Annotated in this window: 24 protein-coding genes and 1 pseudogene; 12 read left to right on the top strand and 13 right to left on the bottom strand. The window is 74.8% G+C overall.

Going from position 1 to position 22546, the window contains the following annotated elements:
- The first annotated feature begins 1 nt into the window (after position 1).
- On the top strand, positions 2-973 hold the full coding sequence (locus tag ACI6QG_RS01055) for a Bug family tripartite tricarboxylate transporter substrate binding protein (RefSeq protein ID WP_407022701.1): 972 nt from the start codon (positions 2-4) through the stop codon (positions 971-973).
- A gap of 269 nt (positions 974-1242) precedes the next feature.
- On the top strand, positions 1243-1818 hold the full coding sequence (locus tag ACI6QG_RS01050) for a PEP-CTERM sorting domain-containing protein (RefSeq protein ID WP_407022700.1): 576 nt from the start codon (positions 1243-1245) through the stop codon (positions 1816-1818).
- 22 nt (positions 1819-1840) lie between these two features.
- Here ACI6QG_RS01050 and thiD read toward each other — a convergent pair whose 3' ends face one another.
- Together thiD and glmM are read right to left on the bottom strand one after the other, a co-directional pair.
- Positions 1841-2644 (bottom strand): bifunctional hydroxymethylpyrimidine kinase/phosphomethylpyrimidine kinase, encoded by an 804-nt coding sequence (gene thiD, locus ACI6QG_RS01045; RefSeq protein ID WP_407022699.1) that lies wholly within the window; start codon positions 2642-2644, stop codon positions 1841-1843.
- Positions 2641-3993: a phosphoglucosamine mutase gene (glmM, locus tag ACI6QG_RS01040; RefSeq protein ID WP_407022698.1), complete on the bottom strand. Its 1353-nt coding sequence runs from the start codon at positions 3991-3993 to the stop codon at positions 2641-2643. The genes thiD and glmM overlap by 4 nt, the downstream gene beginning before the upstream one ends.
- A 92-nt stretch (positions 3994-4085) precedes the next feature.
- On the opposite strand from glmM, the gene ACI6QG_RS01035 reads away from it, so the two are divergent.
- From ACI6QG_RS01035 to ACI6QG_RS01020, 4 genes are read left to right on the top strand one after another with little or no spacing between them, the layout of a single operon-like run.
- The gene (locus ACI6QG_RS01035; protein WP_407022697.1) at positions 4086-5147 is read left to right on the top strand and encodes an NAD(P)H-dependent flavin oxidoreductase; all 1062 of its coding nucleotides are present in this window, start codon (positions 4086-4088) and stop codon (positions 5145-5147) included.
- A gap of 51 nt (positions 5148-5198) precedes the next feature.
- Entirely contained in the window at positions 5199-6482 is a 1284-nt protein-coding gene (locus tag ACI6QG_RS01030; RefSeq protein ID WP_407022696.1) for an NCS2 family permease, read from the top strand.
- Between the two features lie 16 nt (positions 6483-6498).
- Positions 6499-8085, top strand: coding sequence for an MFS transporter (locus tag ACI6QG_RS01025; protein WP_407022695.1), 1587 nt, complete (start codon positions 6499-6501; stop codon positions 8083-8085).
- 38 nt (positions 8086-8123) lie between these two features.
- A complete protein-coding gene (locus ACI6QG_RS01020; RefSeq protein ID WP_407022694.1) occupies positions 8124-8402 on the top strand; it encodes a hypothetical protein in 279 nt (92 codons plus the stop codon).
- Here ACI6QG_RS01020 and ACI6QG_RS01015 read toward each other — a convergent pair.
- Complete coding sequence (locus ACI6QG_RS01015; protein WP_407022693.1) at positions 8399-9496, bottom strand: radical SAM protein; 1098 nt, start codon at positions 9494-9496, stop codon at positions 8399-8401. The two genes, ACI6QG_RS01020 and ACI6QG_RS01015, sit on opposite strands and share 4 nt — an antisense overlap.
- A complete protein-coding gene (locus tag ACI6QG_RS01010; RefSeq protein ID WP_407022692.1) occupies positions 9496-10503 on the bottom strand; it encodes a lysylphosphatidylglycerol synthase domain-containing protein in 1008 nt (335 codons plus the stop codon). The genes ACI6QG_RS01015 and ACI6QG_RS01010 overlap by 1 nt, the downstream gene beginning before the upstream one ends.
- A gap of 104 nt (positions 10504-10607) precedes the next feature.
- On the opposite strand from ACI6QG_RS01010, the gene parE reads away from it, so the two are divergent.
- Positions 10608-12581, top strand: a complete 1974-nt coding sequence (gene parE / locus ACI6QG_RS01005) for a DNA topoisomerase IV subunit B (protein WP_407022691.1) — start codon at positions 10608-10610, stop codon at positions 12579-12581.
- A gap of 38 nt (positions 12582-12619) precedes the next feature.
- Here parE and ACI6QG_RS01000 read toward each other — a convergent pair whose 3' ends face one another.
- Positions 12620-13525, bottom strand: a complete 906-nt coding sequence (locus tag ACI6QG_RS01000) for a LysR family transcriptional regulator (RefSeq protein WP_407022690.1) — start codon at positions 13523-13525, stop codon at positions 12620-12622.
- A gap of 119 nt (positions 13526-13644) precedes the next feature.
- Here ACI6QG_RS01000 and ACI6QG_RS00995 point away from each other — a divergent pair, with 119 nt between their 5' ends.
- Together ACI6QG_RS00995 and ACI6QG_RS00990 are read left to right on the top strand one after the other, a co-directional pair.
- Positions 13645-14226 (top strand): carboxymuconolactone decarboxylase family protein, encoded by a 582-nt coding sequence (locus ACI6QG_RS00995; protein WP_407022689.1) that lies wholly within the window; start codon positions 13645-13647, stop codon positions 14224-14226.
- A pseudogene (locus ACI6QG_RS00990) lies at positions 14226-14972 on the top strand (NAD(P)-dependent oxidoreductase); the annotation flags it as partial. The gene ACI6QG_RS00995 and the pseudogene ACI6QG_RS00990, both read left to right, overlap by 1 nt.
- Here the strand turns inward: ACI6QG_RS00990 and ACI6QG_RS00985 are convergent.
- The 3 genes from ACI6QG_RS00985 to ACI6QG_RS00975 are packed head-to-tail and all read right to left on the bottom strand — an operon-like array spanning position 14927 to position 16491.
- Positions 14927-16054 (bottom strand): DNA topoisomerase IB, encoded by a 1128-nt coding sequence (locus tag ACI6QG_RS00985; protein WP_407022688.1) that lies wholly within the window; start codon positions 16052-16054, stop codon positions 14927-14929. The pseudogene ACI6QG_RS00990 and the gene ACI6QG_RS00985 overlap by 46 nt on opposite strands.
- A gap of 33 nt (positions 16055-16087) precedes the next feature.
- Positions 16088-16297 carry a type II toxin-antitoxin system Phd/YefM family antitoxin gene (locus tag ACI6QG_RS00980; protein ID WP_407022687.1) on the bottom strand — a complete coding sequence of 70 codons (210 nt, stop codon included), beginning with the start codon at positions 16295-16297 and terminating at the stop codon, positions 16088-16090.
- Positions 16294-16491: a hypothetical protein gene (locus ACI6QG_RS00975; protein ID WP_407022686.1), complete on the bottom strand. Its 198-nt coding sequence runs from the start codon at positions 16489-16491 to the stop codon at positions 16294-16296. Before ACI6QG_RS00975 ends, ACI6QG_RS00980 begins: the two co-directional genes overlap by 4 nt.
- 55 nt (positions 16492-16546) lie before the next feature.
- Here ACI6QG_RS00975 and ACI6QG_RS00970 point away from each other — a divergent pair, with 55 nt between their 5' ends.
- Positions 16547-16879: a DUF1491 family protein gene (locus ACI6QG_RS00970; protein ID WP_407022685.1), complete on the top strand. Its 333-nt coding sequence runs from the start codon at positions 16547-16549 to the stop codon at positions 16877-16879.
- Here ACI6QG_RS00970 and ACI6QG_RS00965 read toward each other — a convergent pair.
- Complete coding sequence (locus ACI6QG_RS00965) at positions 16872-18191, bottom strand: hemolysin family protein (RefSeq protein WP_407022684.1); 1320 nt, start codon at positions 18189-18191, stop codon at positions 16872-16874. The two genes, ACI6QG_RS00970 and ACI6QG_RS00965, sit on opposite strands and share 8 nt — an antisense overlap.
- A gap of 55 nt (positions 18192-18246) precedes the next feature.
- Here ACI6QG_RS00965 and ACI6QG_RS00960 point away from each other — a divergent pair, with 55 nt between their 5' ends.
- Both ACI6QG_RS00960 and ACI6QG_RS00955 read left to right on the top strand, forming a co-directional pair.
- A complete protein-coding gene (locus ACI6QG_RS00960) occupies positions 18247-18678 on the top strand; it encodes a DUF3429 domain-containing protein (RefSeq protein WP_407022683.1) in 432 nt (143 codons plus the stop codon).
- A gap of 71 nt (positions 18679-18749) precedes the next feature.
- Positions 18750-19016 carry a hypothetical protein gene (locus ACI6QG_RS00955; RefSeq protein WP_407022682.1) on the top strand — a complete coding sequence of 89 codons (267 nt, stop codon included), beginning with the start codon at positions 18750-18752 and terminating at the stop codon, positions 19014-19016.
- Between the two features lie 7 nt (positions 19017-19023).
- Here ACI6QG_RS00955 and galE read toward each other — a convergent pair whose 3' ends face one another.
- From galE to ACI6QG_RS00935, 4 genes are read right to left on the bottom strand one after another with little or no spacing between them, the layout of a single operon-like run.
- On the bottom strand, positions 19024-20022 hold the full coding sequence (galE, locus tag ACI6QG_RS00950; protein ID WP_407022681.1) for a UDP-glucose 4-epimerase GalE: 999 nt from the start codon (positions 20020-20022) through the stop codon (positions 19024-19026).
- Positions 20023-20080: 58 nt separating this feature from the next.
- Positions 20081-20392: a YnfA family protein gene (locus ACI6QG_RS00945; RefSeq protein ID WP_407022680.1), complete on the bottom strand. Its 312-nt coding sequence runs from the start codon at positions 20390-20392 to the stop codon at positions 20081-20083.
- Positions 20389-21519 (bottom strand): DegT/DnrJ/EryC1/StrS family aminotransferase, encoded by a 1131-nt coding sequence (locus ACI6QG_RS00940; protein WP_407022679.1) that lies wholly within the window; start codon positions 21517-21519, stop codon positions 20389-20391. Before ACI6QG_RS00940 ends, ACI6QG_RS00945 begins: the two co-directional genes overlap by 4 nt.
- Before the next feature lie 14 nt (positions 21520-21533).
- A complete protein-coding gene (locus tag ACI6QG_RS00935) occupies positions 21534-22526 on the bottom strand; it encodes an NAD-dependent epimerase/dehydratase family protein (protein WP_407022678.1) in 993 nt (330 codons plus the stop codon).
- Positions 22527-22546: the final 20 nt, after the last annotated feature.

Here is a 22546-nt window from a genome sequence, read left to right as displayed (position 1 = left end):
GATGTCCCGCCGCCTCCTGCTTTCCCTGCCCGGCGCCGCCGCGCTGCCGCTGGCCGCCCGGGCGCAGGCCTGGCCCAGCCGCCCGCTGACCCTGATCGTGCCCTTCGCCGCCGGGGGCAACGTGGACACGGTGGCCCGGCTGGCCGCCACCGAGCTGGGGCGCCGCCTGGGCCAGCCCGTGGTGGTGGAGAACGCGCCCGGCGCCGGCGGCACCATCGGCACCGAGCGCGCGGCCCGCGCCGCGCCGGACGGGCACACCCTGCTGCTAGGGGTGGAATCGCCCCTGGCCATCGCCCCCGCCGTCACGCCCGCCGCCGTGCGCTACGACCCGCTGACGGATTTCGCGGCGCTGGGGATGCTGGCCTCCCTGCCGCTGGTGCTGCTGGCCCGGCCCAACCTGCCGGCGCGCAACCTGCCCGAGTTCCTGGACCTCGGCCGGCGGCAGGTGGGCGGGCTGACCTACGGCACCTCCGGCACCGGCACCTCCTTGCACCTGTGGGGCGAGACCATCGCCCAGCGCGCGGGGCTGCGGCTGGAGCACGTGCCCTACCGCATCGCCGCCCAGATCCCGCCGGACCTGATCGCCGGGCGGCTGGACCTCGCGGTGCTTTCCCTCACCACCGCCCGGCCGCTGCTGCGCGACGGGCGGGTGCGGGGGCTCGCGGTGTCCTCGGCCCAGCCGCACCCGGCCATCCCGGAGGTGCCGCCCCTGGCCAGCCTGCCCGTCTTCGCGGGGCTGGAGATGGTGGCGTGGCAGGCCGTCTTCGCCCCCGCCACCACCCCCGCCGCGGTGCAGGAACGGCTGGCCACGGAACTGGCGGCGATGTTGGAGGATGCGGGCTTCCGCCGGCAGCTCGACGCCGCCGGGATGACGCCATGGCCGCTGCCGCCGCGCGCGGTGGCGGCCCTGCTGCGCGAGGATGCCGGGCGCTACGCCGCCATCGCGCGCGCCGGCGGGATTCGCGCAGACTGAAAGCGGCGGCATTCGTCGCCCAAGCATGGGATGTTTCGCGGCCGGGCCTGCGTGACGGCGTCGGATTCCTTTACATCGACCGAGGATTTTCGGAAGGTTGAGATGAACCTCCAGCAATGTGAGAGCTAACTCGCGACACGGGTTCAGAAAATTTGGACGCCCGGGCGTGCTGCATCCTGGCATGGCGTTTGCACTTGCTCTCCTTGCCCGCCGTTGCCGGGCGCCTGTCCCCGGGAAGGGACGGAGCCACCTGGAGAGGACTGCAAGCCATGCTCAAGACACTCCTGCTCGCCAGCGCCGTTTTCGGCGCTGCCGTGCTGCCCGCCCAGGCCGCGCTGAACGTGGTGGAGGCGCCGACCGGCTTCTTCGCCCCCGGCGCCGCCGCGACCTTCAGCGCGCCCTACTACCGCGGCAACGGCCAAGGCTGGGGCTGGACGCACGGCGCGCTGGGCCTGCCCACCACCTCTGCCACGCTGCAAGTCAGCGCCTTCGACGTGGACGCGCCCTTCGAGCAGGACCGCATCGACGTCTTCGACGCCGCCACCTCCACCTGGCTCAGCCTCGGCCTGCTGGCGGGCGCCAACAACGTCTACGCCTTCACCGACTTCGCCCTGCCGACCGCGGTGTGGGACGATATCACCACCGGCCTGCAGGTGCGCATCGTCATCGACCTGGGCAATGACGGCTGGTTCGTGACGCTGGCCAAGTCGGCCCTGTGCACCGACGCCGTCTGCTCGCTGAACCCCAACCCGGGCACGCCCACCGGGGTGCCGGTGCCGGCCTCCTTCGCGCTGTTCGGCCTGGGGCTGCTCGGCCTCGGCGCCGCCGCGCGCCGCCGCGCCTGAGGCGCCGGGCGCCGCCCGGGCCTCAGAACCGGGCGGCGTCCACCGTCACGCCGTGGTCCAGCGGGCCGTGCCCGGCGCCGTAGCCGGGCGCGGCCAGGATGGCGGCGCGCACGTAGCGCCGGGCGCGGGCCACCGCCTCCGCCAGCGCCAGCCCCTGCGCCAAACCGGTGGCGATGGCGCTGGCCAGGGTGCAGCCGGTGCCGTGGGTGTGCCGGGTGGGGATGCGCGCATCCTCGAAGCGCACCACCCCCTCCGGCGTGGCCAGGATGTCCACCAGCCCTTCACCCGGCATGTGGCCACCCTTCAGCAGCACCGCGGGCACGCCCAGGGTCAGCATCGCCTCAGCGGCCTCCAGCATCGCCGCCTCGTCGGGGATGGCCATGCCCGACAGCACCTCCGCCTCGGGGATGTTGGGGGTGATGACGGTGGCCAGCGGCAGCAGCAGGCGCTTCAGCGTCTCCACCGCATCCGGGGCCAGCAGGCGGTGGCCGCCCTTGGCCACCATCACCGGGTCGGCCACCAGGGGCACGCCGGGCGCGCGCGCCGCGATTTCGGCGCACACGGCGGCGATGGTGGCGGAATCGGCCAGCATGCCGGTCTTCGCCGCGTCGGCGCCCAGGTCGTCCAGGCAGCTGGCCAGCTGCCGGCGGATGAAGCCTTCCTCCACCCCCAGCACGGCCTGCACGCCCAGGGTGTTCTGCGCGGTCAGCGCCGTCACCGCCGTCATCGCGAAGCCGCCCAGCGCCGTCACCGCCTTGATGTCGGCCTGGATGCCGGCGCCGCCGCCGGAATCGCTGCCGGCGCAGATCAGCACCCGGCCCTTCACGCGGCGATGCCCTTGCGGATCACGGCGGCCAGGCGCTCCGTCACCGCCTCCACCATGTCCTCCTCCTCGGCCTCGGCCATCACGCGGATCACCGGCTCGGTGCCCGAGGCGCGGATGAGGACGCGCCCGGCCTCGCCCAGCCGGGCCTCCTCCGCCGCGATGGCGTCCTTCACCTCGGTGCGGCCCAGCGGCGAGGCGCCGGCGTAGCGGATGTTCACCAGCTTCTGCGGCAGCGCCGCGAAGCGGCGGCACACCTGGCTGGCCGGGGCCTTCGCCTCCACCAGCACGGCCAGCACCTGCAGCGCCGCCACCAGCCCGTCCCCGGTGGTGCCGAAGTCGGTCATGATCATGTGGCCGGATTGCTCGCCGCCCAGGTTGGCGCCGATCTCCCTCATGCGCTCGCCGACGTGGCGGTCGCCCACGGCGGTGCGGTGCAGGGCGATGCCCGCGGCCTTCAGGTGGCGCTCCAGGCCCATGTTGCTCATCACCGTGGCCACCACCTCGGGGCGGGACAGGCGGCCGGCGCGCTGCCAGCTCTCGGCCACCAGGGCGATGATCTGGTCGCCGTCCAGCACCACGCCTTCCTCGTCCACCAGCACCACGCGGTCGGCGTCGCCGTCCAGCGCGATGCCCAGGTCGGCCCGGCGTTCCCGCACCAGGGCGGCCAGGGCGGCCGGGCTGGTGGAGCCGACGTTGCGGTTGATGTTGAAGCCGTCCGGCGCGACGCCGACGCTCACCACCTCCGCCCCCAGCTCCCACAGGACGGTGGGGGCCACCTTGTAGGCGGCGCCATGCGCGCAATCCACCACCACCCGCAGCCCCTCCAGCGTCAGGCCGCGCGGGAAGGATTGCTTGGCGGCCTCGATGTAGCGGCCCGGCGCGTCCTCCAGCCGCGAGGCGCGGCCGAGGCGGGAGGGCGCCACCAGCACGCTGGACAGGTCGCCGGCCATCAGGGCCTCGATCTCGTCCTCCTGCGCGTCGCTCAGCTTCAGGCCGTCGGGGCCGAACAGCTTGATGCCGTTGTCCTCGTAGGGGTTGTGGGAGGCGGAGATCATCACGCCCAGATCCGCCCGCATGGAGCGCGCCAGCAGCGCGATGGCCGGGGTGGGCAGCGGCCCCACCAGCACCACGTCCATCCCCGCGCCGACGAAGCCCGCCGTCAGCGCGGGCTCCAGCATGTAGCCCGAGATGCGGGTGTCCTTGCCGATGACGACGCGGTGGCGGTGGGTGCCGCGGTTGAAGAAATGCCCCGCCGCCTGGCCCAGCCGCAGCGCCGTGGCGGCGTCCATGGGCGCGCGGTTCGCGGTGCCCCGCACGCCATCGGTGCCGAAAAGTCGCTTGCCGCCCATCTGGCCCCCATCCTGTCCGCGCCCACTGAAGCCTTCGCTAACCCGCCGGGGGCGGTGGACACAACCGCCCCCGCCCCGCACCCTGCCCCGCGATGGAGACACCCCGCGCCCGTGCCGCCCGCTTCTGCGCCGGATGGGGGCTGCGCGTCCCCATCCTCCAGGCGCCGATGGCCGGCGCCTCGCCCCCTGCCCTGGCGGCGGCGGTGGCCAATGCAGGGGGGATGGGCGGGCTGGGGGCGCTCACCAGCGGGCCGGACGCCATGCTGGCCTGGGGTGCCGCGGTGCGCGCCGCCTCCAACGGCGCCTTCCAGGTCAACCTCTGGGTGCCCGACCCGCCGCCGGCGCGTGATCCTGTGCGGGAGGACGCGGCCCGCGCCGCCCTGCGCGCCCTGGGGCCGGAGCCGCCGGAGGCCGGCGACGGCCCCTGGACGGAGGATTACGCCGCCCAGTGCGCCGCCCTGCTGCGGCTGTGCCCGGCCGTCGCCTCCTCCGTCATGGGCCTGTTCGAGCCCGGCTTCGTGGCCCAGCTGAAGGCGCGCGGCATCCGCTGGGTGGCGGCCGCGACCACGCTGGAGGAGGCGCTGGCCGCCGAGGCCGCCGGGGCCGACGCCGTGGCCGCCCAGGGCAGCGAGGCCGGCGGCCACCGCGGCAGCTTCGAGGACGCCGCCGCCGGCCGGCGCGACCTGCCGCTGATGGCGCTGCTGCCGCGCCTGGCCGATGCGCTGCGCGTGCCGGTCATCGCCGCCGGCGGCATCATGGACGGGCGCGGCGTCGCCGCCGCCCTGTGCCTGGGCGCCAGCGCCGTGCAGATGGGCACCGCCTTCCTGCGCTGCCCCGAGACCGCGCTGCCCGCCCCCTACGCCCGCGCCCTGGCCGCCGCGACCGGCGAGGACACCGTGCCCACCCGCGCCTTCAGCGGCCGGCTGGCGCGCAGCATCGCCAACGACGCCACCCGCGCCTTCGAATCTGCGCGCCCCGCCCCCTACCCCATCCAGCGCCACCTGGCCGCGCCGATGCGCGCCGCCGCCCAGGCGGCGGACGACCCTGGCCGGATGCAGCTCTGGGCCGGGCAGGGCGTGGCGCTGGGCCGCGCGGAACCGGCGGGGGAACTGGTGGCGCGGGTGTGGCGGGAGGCGGAGGTGCTGCTGGCCTGACGCCGCCCCCGCCCCTACCCTGCGGCCATCCAACGAGGGGCAGAGCATCCGATGGACCGATTCTTCGGCCTTTCCGCCAACAACACCACCGCGCGCACCGAGGCGCTGGCGGGCGTCACCACCTTCCTCACCATGGCCTACATCCTGGTGGTGAACCCCTCCATCATGGCGGCCGCGGGCATTGACCCCGGGGCGGCCTTCGTCGCCACCTGCCTGGCGGCGGCCATCGGCTCGGCGCTGATGGGGCTGCTGGCGAACTACCCCATCGCCATGGCGCCGGGCATGGGGCTGAACGCCTACTTCGCCTTCGGCGTGGTGGGCGCCATGGGCGTGCCCTGGCAGGTGGCGCTGGGCGCGGTGTTCCTGGGCGGGGTGCTGTTCTTCCTGGTGTCGGTGCTGCGCATCCGCGAATGGCTGATCGGCGGCATCCCGCTCTCGCTCAAGCTGGGCATCGCCGCCGGCATCGGCGCCTTCCTGGGCCTCATCGGGCTGAAGAACCTCGGGCTGGTGGTGGACCACCCGGCGACGCTGGTGGGCATGGGGCGCTTCACCGCCCCGGTGCTGCTGGGCTGCGCGGGGCTGGTGCTGATCGCCGCCCTGTCCGCCCGGCGCGTGCCCGGGGCGGTGCTGCTGGGCATCCTGCTGACGGCCGCGGCCGGCATCCCGCTGGGCCTGACGGAGTTCAAGGGCATCGTGGCCCCTCCCCCCTCCCTCGCCCCCACCTTCCTGCAGCTCGACCTCGCGGGGGCGCTGCAGCTGGGGCTGCTGGGCATCGTGTTCACCTTCTTCCTGGTGGACCTGCTGGACAACACCGGCACGCTGATCGCCACCACCCACCGCGCCGGGCTGATGCGCCCGGACGGCACGGTGCCCCGGCTGGGCCGCGCCCTGCTGGCCGACAGCGGCGGCGCCATGATCGGCGCCACGCTCGGCACCTCCACCACCGTCAGCTACATCGAGAGCGCGGCCGGCATCCAGCAGGGTGGCCGCACCGGGCTGACGGCGCTGGTGGTGGCGCTGTGCTTCCTCGGCGCGCTGTTCCTGGCGCCGCTGGCGGCCTCGGTGCCGGCCTTCGCCACCGCCCCCGCGCTGGTCTTCGTCGCGGCGCTGATGGCCCAGGCGCTGCGCGGCCTGGATTGGGAGGACGAGACGGAATACCTGCCGGCCATCCTCACCATGCTGGCGATGCCCTTCACCTTCTCCATCGCCACCGGCATCGGGCTGGGCTTCGTGGCCTATGCCGCCATCAAGGCGCTGGCCGGCCGCGCGGGCGAGGTGCACGGCGCCGTCTGGCTGCTGGCCGCGCTGTGCGTGGCGAAGTTCGCCCTGGGATGAAGGGGCCGCCCCGCGCATGAGGCGCCCGGCCGCCCTGGCCCCGCTGCGCCACCCGGCCTTCCGGCTGCTCTGGCTGGCCAACCTGGTGAGCAACACCGGGCTGTTCGTGCAGAGCACGGCGGCCGGCTGGCTGATGACCGGCCTGTCGGGCGACCCGCTGATGGTCAGCCTGGTGCAGGCCTCCTCCATGCTGCCGGTGTTCGTGCTGGCCCTGCCGGCCGGCGCGCTGGCCGACATCCTCGACCGCCGCCACTTCCTGATCGGCGCCCAGCTGTGGATGACGGCGGTGGCGCTGCTGCTCTGCGCGCTGACCTTCCTGGACGCCATCTCGCCCTGGGGGCTGGTGGCGCTGACCTTCGCCCTGGGCGCCGGGCTGGCGATGAACTTCCCCGCCTGGGCCGCGACCACGCCCGAGCTGGTCCCGCGCGAGGACCTGGTGGGCGCCATCGCGCTGAACGGCATCGGCTTCAACCTCACCCGCGCCGTCGGCCCGGCGCTGGGCGGGCTGGTGGTGGCCTGGGCCGGCATCGGCGCCGCCTTCGCGCTGAACGCCCTATGCATCCTGGCCCTGGTGGCCGCCCTGGTGGCCTGGCGGCGCGAGCCCACCCATTCCCGCTTGCCGCGCGAGCGCCTGGCGCCGGCCATGCGGGCCGGGGCGCGCTTCGTCGCCGCCAACCCGGCCATGCACGCGGCCATCATCCGCGCGGTGACCTTCTTCCTGTTCTCCTCCGCCGTCTGGGGCCTGCTGCCGCTGCTGGTGCGCGAGGAGCTGGGCCTGGGCCCCTCGGCCTTCGGCGTGCTGCTGGGCTGCATGGGCGCGGGCGCCGTGGCGGCGGGGCTGCTGATGCCGCGGCTGCGCGGGCGGCTCGACCGCTCGGGCACCGTGCTGTGGGCCTCGCTGCTGGGCGCCGCCGCCATGGCCGTGATGGGGCTGCTGCACCACTGGGCGGCGGCGGCGCTGGCCATGGTGGTGTACGGCGTGGCCTGGATCGCCGCCGCCTCCACCCTGCAGGCGGCGGCGCAGATGGCGGCGCCGGCCTGGGTGCGCGCCCGCGCCATCGGCATCTACCAGATGAGCTTCTTCGGCGCGCTGGCCCTGGGCTCCGCGCTGTCGGGCATCCTGGCCGGGCGCATCGGCGTGCCCCTGGCGCTGGCGCTGTTCGCCGCCTGCGCCGCCCTGGGGGCGCTGCTGGTGCGCCGCTGGCGCCTGGAACCGCCGGAGGAGGCCACCGCCCCCGACGCCCCCCTGGCGAAGCCCGCCCCCGCGGCGCCCGAGCTGCGCGAGTTCCTGCACGAGGACGGCCACCGCCTGCTGGAGGTGGTGCGCTACCGCATTCCCGCCGCCTCCCGCGCCGCCTTCCTGGCAGCGATGGAGGAGGTGCGCCTAGTGCGGCTGCGCGGCGGCGCCGCCCGCTGGCGCCTGTACGAGGACGTGGCCCACCCGGAGCGCTGGGTGGAGCTGTGGGTGGTGGAATCCTGGGCCGAGCACCTGCGCGAGGCCAGCCGCCTGACGGAGGCCGACCGCGCCGCCCTGGCCCGCGCCGCCGCCCTGCACCATGGCGAGGGCCCGCCGGAAGGCGCGCGCTACGTCAACGTGGTGTAGGGCTTGAAGGGGGCCCGGCCGCGGGCCACCTGCGCCGCATGCTCGAATGGCTGGTCGCCACCTTCCTGCTCGCCCCGCTGCTGGGCGCGCTGTCCGACGCGCTGGCCGATGCGCCCGCGCGGCTGGCGAGCGACGCCCTCGCCTGCGCCAGCGCCGCCGGCCCGGCCCTGGTGCAGCGCGCGACGGAGGACCCCTGGTGGGCCATCTGGGCGGCGCTGGGCGCCTGGCTGGGCCTGGCGTCGCCGGACGCCGCCATCCGCGCCGCCGCCCCCGCCTGCGGCGCCGCGCTGGACGCGGTGCGCCCCTTCCTGGGCTAACCCGCCCCCGCCAGGGAGCGGATGCGCTTGCCCTGCTCCATCACCGCGCGCAGCGAGCCCCAGGCGCGGCCATCCGCCACCGCCCGGAAGGCCGCCGCCGGCCTTCCCTCGCGCAGCGCGGCGAAGGCGTCGCCGATGGCCACCGGCAGGTGCAGCATCAGCGAGGCGTCGCGGTAGCAATCGGTGGAGCACGCCTGGCAGCCGTCGCGCACGAACTTCTCCGGCGTGAAGTCGAACACCGGGCCCATGGAGGAGGACCAGTCCTCGCAGCGCCACAGCTCGTGGTTCCAGTCCAGGTAGAAGTACTTGTAGCCGGCGTGGCAGACGTAGCGCTCGCCCTCGCCGGTCAGGCGGCGGCGCATGTCCTCCATCCCGGCGCGCGGGTTCTGAACGGGGATGATGGCGCGCATCGCCTCCGCGCCGTCGAAGGCGCGCAGCAGCTCGTCGCGGCCCATGTCCACCAGCGTGCTTTCCTCCGAGTACACCAGGGAGGAGGAGCCCAGCGCCGCCTTGCGCGGGTAGGAGAAGGTGACGGCCTCGAAGCCCAGCTCGCGCAGGAAGCGCCCCAGCGCCGCGTAGTCGCCGATCAGCCGCGTCATCGCCACGGAGGCGACCGGCGCCACCCCCAGCGCCGAGAGCCGCCGCGCCGCGCCGCGGATGCGCTCCACCACGCCCTTCAGGCCGCGGTTGGACTCGTGCTTCGCCGCGTCCTCGCTGTCCACCGAGATGAACAGGGTGGTCAGCCCGGCCTCGGCCAGCGCCTCCAGCCGCTGCGGCAGCAGCCAGCCATTGGTCACCAACGTGGGCTGCACGCCCATGTCGCGCGCCACGCGGCTCATCTCCAGGATGCGCTTGTGCAGCAGCGGCTCGCCGCCCATGAAGGTGACGAAGCGCACCTGCGCCTGCTCGTGCATCACGCGCAGCGCCTCGGGGAAGCGGTCGGCGTCCATGAAGCGGCGGTCGGTGACGAAGCCCTTGTCGTGGGCGAAGTTGCAGAAGTCGCAGGTGGCGTTGCAGTGGTTCGTCACCGACACGTTCAGGATCGCCGGTCCCCCGCGCGGCACCAGCCGCAGCATGTCCATCGCGGTACCCATCAGGCTTTTCCCTTCAATTCCGCGCGCTGCCAGGCCAGCAGGCCGGGCAGGCTGAAGCACACCTCGCGCGCCCGGCGCACCAGCGCCACGGCCAGCGCCGCCGCCGGCGGCACGCCGCACAGCGCCGCGGCGCCGATGATCGCCCCCTCCTGCACCGCCAGCGCGCCCGGCAGCAGGAAGCCCACGTTGCGCAGCGCCTGGGCCAGCGCCTCGATGACCAGGGCGTCCGCCAGGCTGACGTCGTGCCCCAGCAGCGCCAGCACGCCCCAGATCTCCACCGCGCCGATCACCCAGGACGCGGTGTGCCACAGGATGGCCTGGGCCAGCCTCGGCGCGTCGGCGTGCAGCGCCAGGATGGCGCCCTGGAAGTCGCGGAGGACGGAGGGGCGGATGGCCGGCCAGCGCCGGGCCAGCCGGGCCAGCAGGCGCTCGGCCAGGGCCAGCGGCAGGCGGCGCTGCACCAGCACCATGGCCGCGGCCCCGGCCACCGCGACGCCCAGCCCGGCCCAGGCGAAGGGCGCCAGCCCGCCGGTATCGCGGAAGCCCACCAGCAGCAACACCCCGGCCAGGGTGAAGAAGAACTGCGACACCGCCTCCAGCGTCAGGTCCACCGTGGCGGTCGCCCCGGCCAGCTGGCCGGGCACGCCGCGGCGGGCCAGCAGCCGGGCGGCGGCGGCCTGCCCCACCAGGGCGCCGGCCGGCAGCAGGGCGTTGGCGGATTCGCGGTACCAGCGCAGGGCCATCATCGCGCCCAGCCCGGGCCGCAGCGCCGGCGGCAGCAACGCCCGCCAGGCGGCCGCCGTCAGCGCGATCTGCGGCAGGTGCACCGCGGCCGAGATGGCCACCGCCGCGGGGAGCTGCAGCAGGATGGAGCCCAGCCCCGGCAGCTCCGCCCAGTTCAGCGCCAGCACGGCCGCCAGCGCCAGCGCGCCCAGCAGCACCCCGTTCCGCACGCCCCGGTTCCAGCCCGGGGCGGCCGCCATCGCTCCGTCGGGGCTCGCCGTCACGCCCGCACCCTAGCCCCGGACGGCGCGCGGCGATACCTGCGCTGAATCGGTTGCCCCGCCGCCCCGGCCACCCTATCTTCCGGCCGGGGACCAGCGAACACATCATGAACGATCTCTTCGGAAAGGGCGGGGCCAAGCCGGCCGCCGCCACCTACACCGCCGCCGACATCGAGGTGCTGGAGGGGCTGGAGCCCGTCCGCCGCCGCCCGGGCATGTACATCGGCGGCACGGACGACAACGCCCTCCATCACCTCGCCGCCGAGATCCTGGACAACGCCATGGACGAGGCGGTGGCCGGCCACGCCAACTTCATCGAGGTGGGGCTGGAGGAGGGCAACTGGCTGTCCGTGCGCGACAACGGCCGCGGCATCCCGGTGGACCCGCACCCGCGCTTCCCCAAGCTGAGCGCGCTGGAGGTCATCCTCACCACGCTGCATTCGGGGGGCAAGTTCTCCGGCAAGGCCTACGACACCTCGGGCGGGTTGCACGGGGTGGGCTCCAGCGTGGTGAACGCGCTGAGCGAGACGATGGAGGTGGAAGTCGCCCGCGGCGGCGAGCTGTTCCGCCAGACCTACAGCCGCGGCAAGCCCACCACCAGGCTGCGCAAGGAAGGCGAGGTCCGCAACAGGCGCGGCACCACCATCCGCTTCCGCCCCGACCCCGAGATCTTCGGCAAGCTGCCCTTCCGGGCGGAGCGGCTGTTCCGCCTCTGCCGCTCCAAGGCCTACCTCTACCGCGGGGTGGAGATCCGCTGGCGCTGCGCGCCCTCCCTGGTGGAGGGCGGCGACACCCCGGCCGAGGCGACGCTGCACTTCCCCGGCGGGCTGAGCGACTTCCTGTCCGCCGCCGTGCAGGGCAAGGCCGCCGTCACCCCCGCCTTCTTCGCCGGCCAGGGCGAGTTCCCCGACGGCGCCGGCCGCTGCGAATGGGCGGTGACCTGGCTGGAGGCGGGCGAGGGCTTCCTGTCCACCTACGCCAACACCATCCCCACCCCGCAGGGCGGCACGCACGAGGCCGGGCTGCGCAACGCGCTGGTGAAGGGCCTGCGCGGCTACGGCGAGATGAAGCGCGACAGGCGCGCCGCCAACGTCTCGGCGGAGGACCTGCTGGGCGGCATGGCGGGCATGCTGTCGGTGTTCATCCGCGACCCGCAGTTCCAGGGCCAGACCAAGGACAAGCTGACCAGCGCCGACGCGCAGAAGCTGACCGAGGCGGCGCTGCGCGACCACTTCGACCACTGGCTGGCCGGCGACCCGCAGAACGCCGACAACCTGCTCTCCTGGGCGATCGAGCGCGCCGAGGAGCGCATGCGCCGCCGGGCCGAGAAGGACACGCCGCGCAAGACCGCCACCCGCAAGCTGCGCCTGCCCGGCAAGCTGGCCGACTGCTCGCGCGAATCCGCCGAGGGCACGGAAATCTTCCTGGTGGAGGGCGACAGCGCCGGCGGCAGCGCCAAGCAGGCGCGCGACCGCGAGACCCAGGCCGTGCTGCCCCTGCGCGGCAAGATCCTCAACGTCGCCTCCGCCTCCGCCGAGAAGCTGCGCGCCAACCAGGAGCTGAAGGACCTGATCGAGGCGCTGGGCTGCGGCGTGGGCGAGCGCTTCGACCTCGCGCGGCTGCGCTACGGCCGCATCGTCATCATGACGGACGCCGACGTGGACGGCGCGCACATCGCCGCCCTGCTGATGACCTTCTTCTACAAGGAACTGCCGGAGCTGGTGGGGCAGGGCAAGGTGTTCCTGGCGCAGCCGCCGCTGTACCGCCTGCAGGCCGGCGGCAAGTCGGTCTACGCCATGGACGACCGCGACCTGGAGCGCCAGCGCAAGAAGCACTTCAAGCCCAACCAGTCCGTCGAGGTCAGCCGCTTCAAGGGCCTGGGCGAGATGCCGGCCGCCGTGCTGCGCGACACCACCATGCAGGCGGCCAAGCGCACCCTGCTGCAGGTGGTGCTGCCGCCGGAGGAACGCGCCCGCACCGCCGGCCTGATGGAGGCGCTGATGGGCCGCAAGCCGGAGCTGCGCTTCCGCTTCATCCAGGAGAACGCGTCGCGCCTGGACGCGGAGATGGTGGACGCGTGAGGGCGGTGCCCCTGCGGCCGCGCTGAGCCGCCGGCGCGTCAGTTCAGCAGGGGCTCGGCGGCGAATTCCGCGGCCAGGAACTCCACCATCGCGCGCACCCGCGCCGGCAGGAAGCGCCGGGTGGGGAAGACGGCGTGGATGGGCTGCGGCGGCGGCTCCCAGCCCTCCAGCAGCCGCACCACGCGGCCGGATGCCAGCTCGCCATCGGCGAAGTGCCAGTGCGGCACCATGCCGATGCCCAAGCCTTCCAGCACCGCGGCGCGAACCGCCTCCGTGCTGTTCACCCGCAAGGCCGCGCCCAGCGGCACCTCCACCTGGCCATCCGGGCCATGCAGCATCCAGGCGGGACCCGCGGCCAGCCGGGCGTAGGCGATGCAGCGGTGGGCGCGCAGCGCCTGCGGCGTCTCCGGCCAGCCATGCGCCGCCAGATAGCCCGGGGTGGCCACTACCACCCGCCGCGTGGTGCCGATGCGCCGCGCCACTAGGCCGGGGTCGGTCAGCGCGCCGACCCGGACGGCCAGATCCAAGCCCTCCGCCACCATGTCGGAGAAGCCGTCGGACAGCACGAGGTCCAGCCCGACCCTGGGATGGGCGTCGAGGAAGCGGCCCATGCGCGGCAGCAGGTGCAGCCGGCCCAGCACCTCGGCCACGCCCAGGCGCAGCGTGCCGCTGGGCTCGGCCCGGCGGCGTCCCACGGCGGCCTCGGCCTCCGCCACGGTGTCCAGCGCCCGCCGCGCCTCGCCCAGGAACAGCCGGCCATCCTCCGTCAGCGACAGGGCGCGGGTGGTGCGATGGAACAGCCGGGTGCCCAGGTGGGCCTCCAGCGCCTGCACCTGCCGCGAGATGGTGGGCTGGCTGGTCCGCAGTTCCGCCGCCACGGCGGAAAAGGAGCCGGCCTCGGCCACGCGGATGAAGCAGCGGAAGAGGGCGAGGCTGTCGGGCATTACATACGCTGGACGTATGGAAACGCTGCGGTCAAGCCAAGTTCCGCCGAGGCGTTGCATGGATGCATGGTCCGGCCACGCCCGGCACCTGGCCGCGGCGCCCAACGAGGACCACGCCGATGACCGCCTTCACCCTGCACGACGCCGAGACGGCGCCCGATGCTTCCCGCCCCCTGCTGGCGCGCACCGCTGCCGCCTGGGGCTTCATCCCCACCCTGCACGCCACCCTGGCCGAGAGCCCGGAGACGCTGGAGGCCTATGGCGCGCTGTTCGGCCTGGTCGGCCGCTCCACCCTGTCGCCGGTCGAGCAGCAGGTGGCCTTCCAGGCCGCCAACGTGCTGCACGGCTGCGAGTACTGCACCATGGGCCACACGGTCCTGTCCCGCCGCGCCGGGATGGACGAGGCGGTGCTCCAGGCGCTGCGCGAGGGGCAGGTGCTGCCCGATGCCCGCCTGCAGGCGCTGCGCCTGTTCACCGAGCAGGTGATCCGCGAGCGCGGCCATGCCGGCGACGCGGCGGTGGAGGCCTTCCTGGCGGCCGGCTTCACCCGCGCCAACGTGCTGGAGGTGGTGCTGGTGGTCGCCACCAAGACCATCAGCAACTACGTCAACCATCTGACGCACACGCCGAAGGAAGGCTTCATGGCCGACCCCTCGCTGGCCTGGACCGCCCCGGCGCGCCGCCCGGCGGAGCCCGCGTGATGCGCGCCGCCTTCCTGGGCCTGGGCGCGATGGGCGGGCGGATGGCCGCGCGCATCGCCGCCGCCGGGCATGAGGTGGCGGTGTGGAACCGCTCCCCCGGCGCCGCGGTGCCGCCGGGCGCCCGCCGTGCCGCCACCCCGGCCGACGCCGCGGCCGGCGCGGAGGTCGTGCTCGCCATGCTGACGGACGACGCGGCTTCCCGCGCCGTCTGGCTGGGGCCGGATGGCGCGGCGGCGGCGCTGGCGCCGGGCGCGGTGGCGGTGGAATGCTCCACCGTCTCCCCCGGCTGGGTGCGGGAACTGGCGGGCCAGGTGCCCGCGCTGCTGGACGCGCCGGTCGCCGGCTCGTTGCCGCAGGCCGCGGCCGGGCAGCTGGTGGTGATGGCCGGCGGCGAGGCGGCGGTGCTGGGGCGCGCGCGCCCGGTGCTGGAGGCGATGGCGGCGCGCATCCTCCATGCCGGGCCGCAGGGGCGCGGGGCGGTGCTGAAGCTGGCGGTCAACGGCTTCTTCGCCGCGCAGCTCGCGGCGATCGCGGAGCTGCTGGCCTGGCTGGAAGGCGAGGGCTTCGGGCGGGAGGAGGCGGCCGCTTTGATGGGCGGCTTCCCCGTCACCGCGCCACCCCTGGCCGCGGCGGCGCGGATGATGGCCGCGCGCGACGCCACGCCGATGTTCACCGTGGACCTGCTGGAGAAGGACCTGGGCTACCTGCTGGCTGGCGCGCCCGACCTGCCGGCGGCGGCGGCCGTGCGTGCGGTGTTCCGCCGGGCGCAGGCGGCCGGGCTGGGCGGGGGCAACGTCTCGGGCCTGGCGGCGCTGTTCGCGGCCGACAGCGCGGCGACCACCGCCGCCTCCTCGGCGTCCAGGCCCTCGGCGGCGACCTCGGCCAGCGCCCAGGTGCCGGCGGCGAAGGCGTCCAGCACGCCGGGATGCACGTAGCACTGCCGGCACACCGCCGGCGTGTTGCCCAGGCGCCGCGCCACCTCCGCGATGGCCGCCTTCACCGCGCGCTTCGCCTCGGCCTGGGTGGCGCAGGGGCCGCAGCGGGCCAGCGCCACCCCGGCCAGCACCGTGCCGGCGAAGGTGCGGAAATCCTTGGCGGTGCAGTCCATGCCCGCCGCCGCGCGCAGCCAGTCGTTCACCTCCTGGCTGGTGACGGGCCGCGCCTCGCCGGCGTCGTCGGGGGCGGCGAACAGCTCCTGCCCCGGCAGGTCCTGCAGCGCCCGCACCACGCGCGCCACTCGCCGGTCGCTCACCTTCAGCGCCCATTGCTGGCCGCTCTTGCCGCGGAAGCGGAAGCGCAGCGTGCCGCCCTCCACCGCCACGTGGCGCACCCGCAGCGTGGTGAGGCCGAAGGAGCCGTTCTCCTTCGCGTATTCCTCGTTGCCCACGCGGATCAGCGTGGTCTCCAGCAGGCGCACCACCGTGGCCAGCACCTTGTCGCGGTCCAGGCCCGGCCGGGCCAGCGCCGCCGCCACCCGGGCGCGGATGCGTGGCAGGGCGGCGGCGAACTCGGCCATGCGGCCGTATTTCTGCGCGTCGCGGTGGGCGCGCCAGCCGGGGTGGTAGCGGAACTGCTTGCGCCCGCGCGCGTCCCGCCCGGTGGCCTGCAGGTGCCCGCGCGGGTCGGCGCAGATCCACACCTCCGTGTAGGCCGGCGGGATGGCGAGGGCGCGGATGCGCGCCAGCGTGGTGCGGTCGCGCACCGGGCGGCCCTCGGCGTCGCGATAGGCGAAGCCGCGTCCGGCGCGGCGGCGCGTCAGGCCGGCCATCCCGTCATGGGTGTGGCGAAGCCCGGCCTCGCGGGCCTCGGCGGCGGCATCCAGCGGCATGGCCCTGCCAATGGCGGCGGGCCGGCCGCGGTTTCACCCCTCGATGACGGGCGGGCCGGGCGGCAGGGCGCGGCGCGCCGCCTCCAGCAGCGCCTGGTACTGGTCCACCGGCAGGATGACGAAGGCGTCGCGCCCGTGGCGCTGCAGCACCAGCGGGCCGCGCAGGGCGGCATCCAGCAGCCGGGGCTGCGCCTCCTCCATCACCGCGAAGTCGGCGCGCGGCACGGAGGCGAGCGGCGTCACAGCGGCTTGTTCGCCTTCTCCATCAGCCGGGCGAAGAAGCCGGGCGGCTTGGCCGGGGCGGGCTTGGCCGCCGCGGGCGCGGCCGCCTCGCGCCGCGCCTTGTCGCGCAGCCAGGCGTCCAGGCTCAGCCCCGCCTTCTTCGCGCGCTTTTCCTCGTAGGCCCGCTGGCCCGCCGTCAGCTTGCTGGCATCCATGCCCCCCATGTGCCCGTGCTGGACAGCCCGCGCAAGCGCGGGCAGAGACGGCGGCATGGAAGCCAAGGTCAAGGCGCGCATCTGGGTGGACATGGCCATCCGCCTCGCCGGCATGGCCGGCCGCCCGGCCACCGTGGTCCGCAAGGGCGACAGCGATTCCGGCGGCGTGCTGTGCGTGCTGCGGGCGCGCGACGGCTTCACCGTGCTGGCCCAGGCGCGCGACGGCGAGGGGCGCCCGGCCTGGACGCGCGGCACCGGCCCCGCCCCGGTGCCGGAGGCCGAGGCCGACGCCTACGTCGCCCGCCAGCTGCGCTACGACCCCGACCTGTGGGTGCTGGAGTTCGAGGCCCCGGACGGCCAGCCCCCCTTCGAGGCCAAGCTCATCTGACCTCGGGCGCCGGCGCCGGCGCTTCCTCGCGCACGGCCAGCACCTTGTCCACGCGGCGGCCATCCATGTCGAGCACCTCGAAGCGCCAGCCGGAATGGGCGATGCGGTCGCCCTCGCGCGGGATGCGCTGCAGCAGCGCCAGCATCAGCCCCGCCACCGTGTGGTAGGCGGCGGATTGCGGCGGCGGCTCGAACTCCGCCAGCCGCTCGCGCAGCTCGTCCAGCGCCATCATGCCGTCCAGCAGCATGGAGCCGTCGTGGCGCTGCACCGCGCCCCCCTTCAGCGAGGCCGGCGCCGGGCCCAGCTCGCCCACGATGGCCTCCAGCAGGTCCGACGCCGTCACCACCCCCTCGAAGGAGCCGTATTCGTCCAGCACCAGCGCCAGGCCCAGCGCGTCGGCGCGCAGGCGCTCCAGCGCGTCCATGGCGGACAGGTTGTCGGGCAGCACGATGGGGTGGCGCAGCGCCCGCGCCAGGTCCAGCGCGCCGCCCTCCAGCACCTGGTCCAGCAGGTCCTTCGCCACCACCACGCCCAGCACGTTGTCCACCCGCCCGTCGGCCACCACGAAGCGCGTCACCGGCTCGGCCCGCAGCGCCACCGACACCTCCTGCGGGCTGGCATCGCGCGAGATCCAGGCGACCTCCGTGCGCGGGGTCATCAGGGCGCGCACCGGGCGGTCGGCCAGGCGCAGCACGCGCTCGATCATCTGGCGCTCGCTGTGCGCCAGCTCGCCGCTCTCGGCGCTCTCGGCCACCAGGGCCTTCACCTCCTCCTCCGTCACGCCCTGGTCGTTGGGCACGTGGGCGCCGAACAGCCGCAGGATGAGGGCGGAGGAGCGCGACAGCAGCCACACGATGGGCGAGGAGGCGCGCGCCAGCGCCTCCAGCGGCAGCGCCAGCGACACCGCGATGCGCTCCGGCTGGCGCAGGGCCAGCTGCTTGGGCACCAGCTCGCCCAGGATGAGGTTGAGGTAGGTGATCAGCACCACCACCAGCACGAAGGCCAGCTCGTGCCCCCAGCCCACCATGGCGGGCCAGGTTTCCAGCCAGTCGCCCAGCGGGCCGGCGATGGCGGCGCCGCCGAACACGCCGGCCAGGATGCCCACCAGCGAGATGCCGACCTGCACGGTGGGCAGGAAGTCGCCCGGGTTGTCCTGCAGGCGCATGGCGGCCGACGCCCCGCGGGAACCGCGGCGCTCCATCGCCAGCAGCCGCGCCTTGCGCGCGGAGACGACGGCCAGCTCGCTCATCGCGAAGACGCCGTTCAGCGCGGTCAGCAGCAGAACGGTCAGCAATTCGAAGGTGACGCCCATCGCCCGCCCTTACCACGTGCTGGACAGGGCAACGAGGATGCGGTGCGATGGATGCATGGAACCGACCACGATGCGCCTGGCCTGGACCCTGGGGTTGCTGGGCCTGCTGCCCTTCGCCGGGGCGGCGCTGGCCGCGCTGGCCATCGCCGGCTGGCAGGCCGACGCGCTGCTCTGGCTGCGCGGCTACGGCGCGGTGATCCTGTCCTTCCTGGGGGCGGTTCATTGGGGCCTGGCGCTGGCGGCGGGGGAAAGCCCGTTCAACCGCCAGCGCATGGTGCTGGGCGTGGTTCCGGCGCTGCTGGGCTGGGCGGCGCTGCTGCTGCCGGTGAAGGGCGGGCTGTGGCTGCTGGCCGCCGCCGTGCTCGCCACCGCCGCGACGGAGCAATGGGCGGCGCTGAGGGGCGCCATCCCCGGCGGCTACGTGGTGCTGCGCTGGGCGCTGTCGCTCGGGGCGGCGGCCTGCCTGCTGGCCGGCGCGCTGGCATGAATGATTTTGGTCTTGTTAACGCATTTTGAGACGTGTTAAGGCTTCGGCAACACCCCTGCGGAGCCGTCGCCATGGCCGAGATCCTGTCCTTCCCCGCCCGCCCCGAGGACCGGCTGCGCGCCGCCCTGCGCACCCTGGACGCCGCACTGGACGAGCAGCGGGCCGCGCTGGCCAGCTTCCGCGACGACCTGTCGGCGCTGGGCGGCGCGGTGGCCGGGCTGCAGGGCTCGGTGCAGGACTACCGCGCCAGCCTGTCCCGCGCCGCGGGCGACGCCGCCAACGCCAGCGCCGCCGCCCGCCGGCTGGAGCGCACGGCAGACATCTGGCTGCGCGGCTGAGGCGCGGTCAGGCCGCCCGGCGGGCGCCGTAGCCCTCGGGCCGGGCCGCGTGCCACGCCCAGGCGGTGCGCACGATGCTGTCCAGGTCCGGGAAGCGCGGCCGCCACCCGGTCTCCGCCACCATGCGGGCGGAGGACGCCACCAGCACCGGCGGGTCCCCGGCGCGGCGCGGGCCGTTCTCGTGCGGCACCTTGCGGCCCGACACGCGCTCCACCGCCGCGATGACTTCCCGCACCGAATAGCCCCGACCATTGCCCAGGTTGTAGCGCACCGAGCCGCCGTCGAGACGCGGCAGCACCGCCACGTGGGCGGCCGCCAGGTCCATCACGTGCACGTAGTCGCGCACCGCGGTGCCGTCGGGCGTGTCGTAGTCGGTGCCGAAGACGTGCAGCGGCGGCAGCTTGCCCAGCGTCGCCAGGATGGCGCGCGGGATCAGGTGGGTCTCGGGGTCGTGGTCCTCGCCGGCGCGGCCCTGCGGGTCGGCGCCCGCGGCGTTGAAGTAGCGCAGGCAGGCCGAGCGCAGCCCGTGCGCCGATTCGGCCCAGGCCAGGGCCTGCTCCATCATCAGCTTGCTCAGGCCATAGGGGTTCACCGGCACGGTCGGCGTCGCCTCGGTGATCGGCACCTCCTGCGGCACGCCGAACACGGCGGCGGTGGAGGACAGCACGTATTTCAGGCAGCCGCCCTTCACCGCGGCCTCGGCCAGGTTGATGCTGTTGGCCAGGTTCTCCCGGCAGTAGCGCAGCGGCTCCTTCATGCTGTCGCCCACCAGCGACAGCGCGGCGAGGTGGAACACCGCGTCGAACTTCCAGGAGGCGAAGGCCTCGTCCAGCGCCTTGCGGTCGGCCAGGCTGGCCTGCACGAAGGGCACGCCGGGCTGCAGCGCGCCGGCATGGCCGGTGGTCAGGTCGTCCAGCACCACCACCTCGTGCCCCGCATCCAGCAGCGTCAGCACGACGTGGGAGCCGACATAGCCGGCCCCGCCGGTCACCAGGTAGCGCGCCATTCCTGACCTTCCCCCATCCAAGAACCTCAGCCTGCCCAACGGGGGCCGGCCGGAAAAGTCACCCGCGCAGCAGCAGCGCCGCGCCGCCCAGCAGCATCAGCGCCGCCAGCCCGTCCAGCGGCGCCGGGCGCTCGCCCTCCGCCGCCACCGCCCACAGCAGCGCCGCCACCACGTATACCCCGCCATAGGCCGCGAAGGCCCGCCCGGCCGACAGGCTGGGCACCAGCGCCAGCAGCCAGGCGAAGCCGCCCAGCGCCAGCGCGCCCGGGACCAGCCACAGCGCCGAGGCGCCCTGCCGCCACACGGCCCAGGCCGCCAGGCACCCCGCGATCTCCAGCGCCGCCGCCAGCGGCAGCAGCGCCCAGCTCACAAGCCGCGCAGCGCCAGGCAGACGCGCGCCACCTGCTCCTCCGACAGCTCCGGGTACATGGGCAGGCTGAACACCTCGCCCGCGGCCTTGGCCGTCTCGGCGCAGGCGGCGGGGCCCAGCGCCACGCGCCCGGCATAGGCGGGCTGCCGGTGCACCGGCACCGGGTAATGGATGCCGGTGCCGATGCCCTGCGCCTTCAGCCGCGCCATCAGCGCGTCGCGCTCCGGGTGGCGCAGCACGTAGAGGTGGAACACGTGCTCCGCCCCCGGCCGCCGCACCGGCGGCGCCAGCCCGCTGCCGGCCAGCGCGGCGTCGTAGGCGGCGGCGATGGCGCGCCGGCGGGCGTTCTGCGCGTCCAGGTGCCCCAGCTTCACCCGCAGCACCGCCGCCTGCACCTCGTCCAGCCGGGAATTCACCCCCACCAGGTCGGACACGTAGCGCTGCACCCAGCCATATTGCCGGATGGCGCCGATGCGCCTCGCCAGCGCCTCGTCCGCGGTGGACAGCACGCCGCCATCGCCCAGCGCGCCCAGGTTCTTGGTGGGATACAGGCTGAAGGCCGCGGCGTCGCCGATGGTGCCGACGGCGCGCCCCTCCAGCCGGGCGCCATGCGCCTGGGCGCAATCCTCGATCAGCGCCACCCCGGCGGCGTCGCACGCCGCCTTGATGGGCATCAGGTCCACCGGCTGGCCATAGATGTGCACGGGGATGACGGCGCGGATGGGCGGGAGGCCGGGCGGCGGGTCCTCCAGCACGGCGCGCAGCTCGTCCGGGTCCATGCCGTAGGTGTCGGGGTCGATGTCCAGCAGCAGCGGCGTGGCGCCGGCCATCTCGATGGCGGCGACGGTGGCGACGGCGGTGTGGGAGACGGTGACGACCGTGCTGCCCTCGCCGATGCCCATGCCGCGCAGGATCAGCATCAGCGCGTCGGTGCCGTTGGCGCAGCCCACGGCGTGCTGGCCCTCGCCCAGCCACTGGGCGAACTCGCGCTCGAAGGCCGCGCCTTCCTCCCCCAGGATGTACCAGCCGCTGCCGGCGGCGCGCAGCAGGGCGGCGTCGATCTCCTCCTTCAGGGCGCGGTAGCCGGCGCCCGGGTCGGCGAAGGGCAGCATGGGCAGGGCGTTCATGGTCCGGTGGGTCCTCAGGCGTTGAAAGCGTAGTCCGGCAGGCGCTCGCGATACCAGTCCAGGGTGCGGCGCAGCCCTTCCTCCAGCCCCACGGCGGCTTGCCAGCCGGTGGCGGCGCGGAAGGCGCCGTCATTGGCGTGGTAGGAACCGATGTCGATCGGCGCGCGGTCGGCCGGGAACTCGCGGGTGGCGAAGGCGCCCTGGCCGCCATTGGCGCGGATGCACAGCTCCGCCAGCTCCAGCAGCGACACCGGCGGCGCGCCGCCCAGGTTGAACACGCGCCCCGCCACCCCCGGCCGGTCGGCCTGCTCGGCCGCCAGCAGGAAGGCGCGCGTCACGTCGTCCACGAAGGCCAGGTCGCGCAGCTGCGCGCCGCCCCACACCTCGAAGGGCTGCCCCTCCAGCAGGCGGCGCATCCAGATGCCCAGGAAGGTCTGCCGCGCGTCGGCGATGCGCAGCCGCGGCCCGTAGCAGTTGGTGAGCCGCAGCGAGACGACGGGGCGGCCCAGCACGCGGTTCTCCAGCAGCCAGTACTGCTCGCCGGCCCACTTGCTGACGCCGTTGGCGTCGGGCGGGTTCACCGGGTGCAGCTCGTCCACCGGCAGCGAAATGGGCCGGCCGTAGAACTGCCGCGTGGAGGCGTGGACGACGCGCGCGCCCGGCGCCGCCTCGCGCATCACCTGGATCAGGCGCACCTGCGCCACCGCGTTGATGGCGATGTCCGCCACCGGGTCGCGCTGGCCGCCCATGTGGCTGGTCTGCGCCGCCATGTTGAACAGCACCTCGGTGCCCTGGCACAGCGAAGCCAGCTCGGCGTCGCGGATGTCGCCGCGCACCAGCAGCACGCCCGCGCCCTCCAGGTTGGCCGGGTTGGCGCCGCCCTCGGGCAGCATGGCGTCCAGCGCCGTCACCCGCGCGCCCAGCCCCGCCAGCGCATGGCACAGGTTGGAGCCGAGGAAGCCCGCCCCGCCGGTCACCAGCACCTTGCGGCGCTTCCAGAAATCCATCCCGTCCATCATTCCCATTG

It is taken from the genome of Sabulicella flocculans (assembly GCF_045449635.1).
Classification (GTDB): domain Bacteria; phylum Pseudomonadota; class Alphaproteobacteria; order Acetobacterales; family Acetobacteraceae; genus Roseococcus.
Note: the sequence above shows the minus strand (reverse complement) of the source record. Positions and strands in the feature narration are given on the sequence as shown.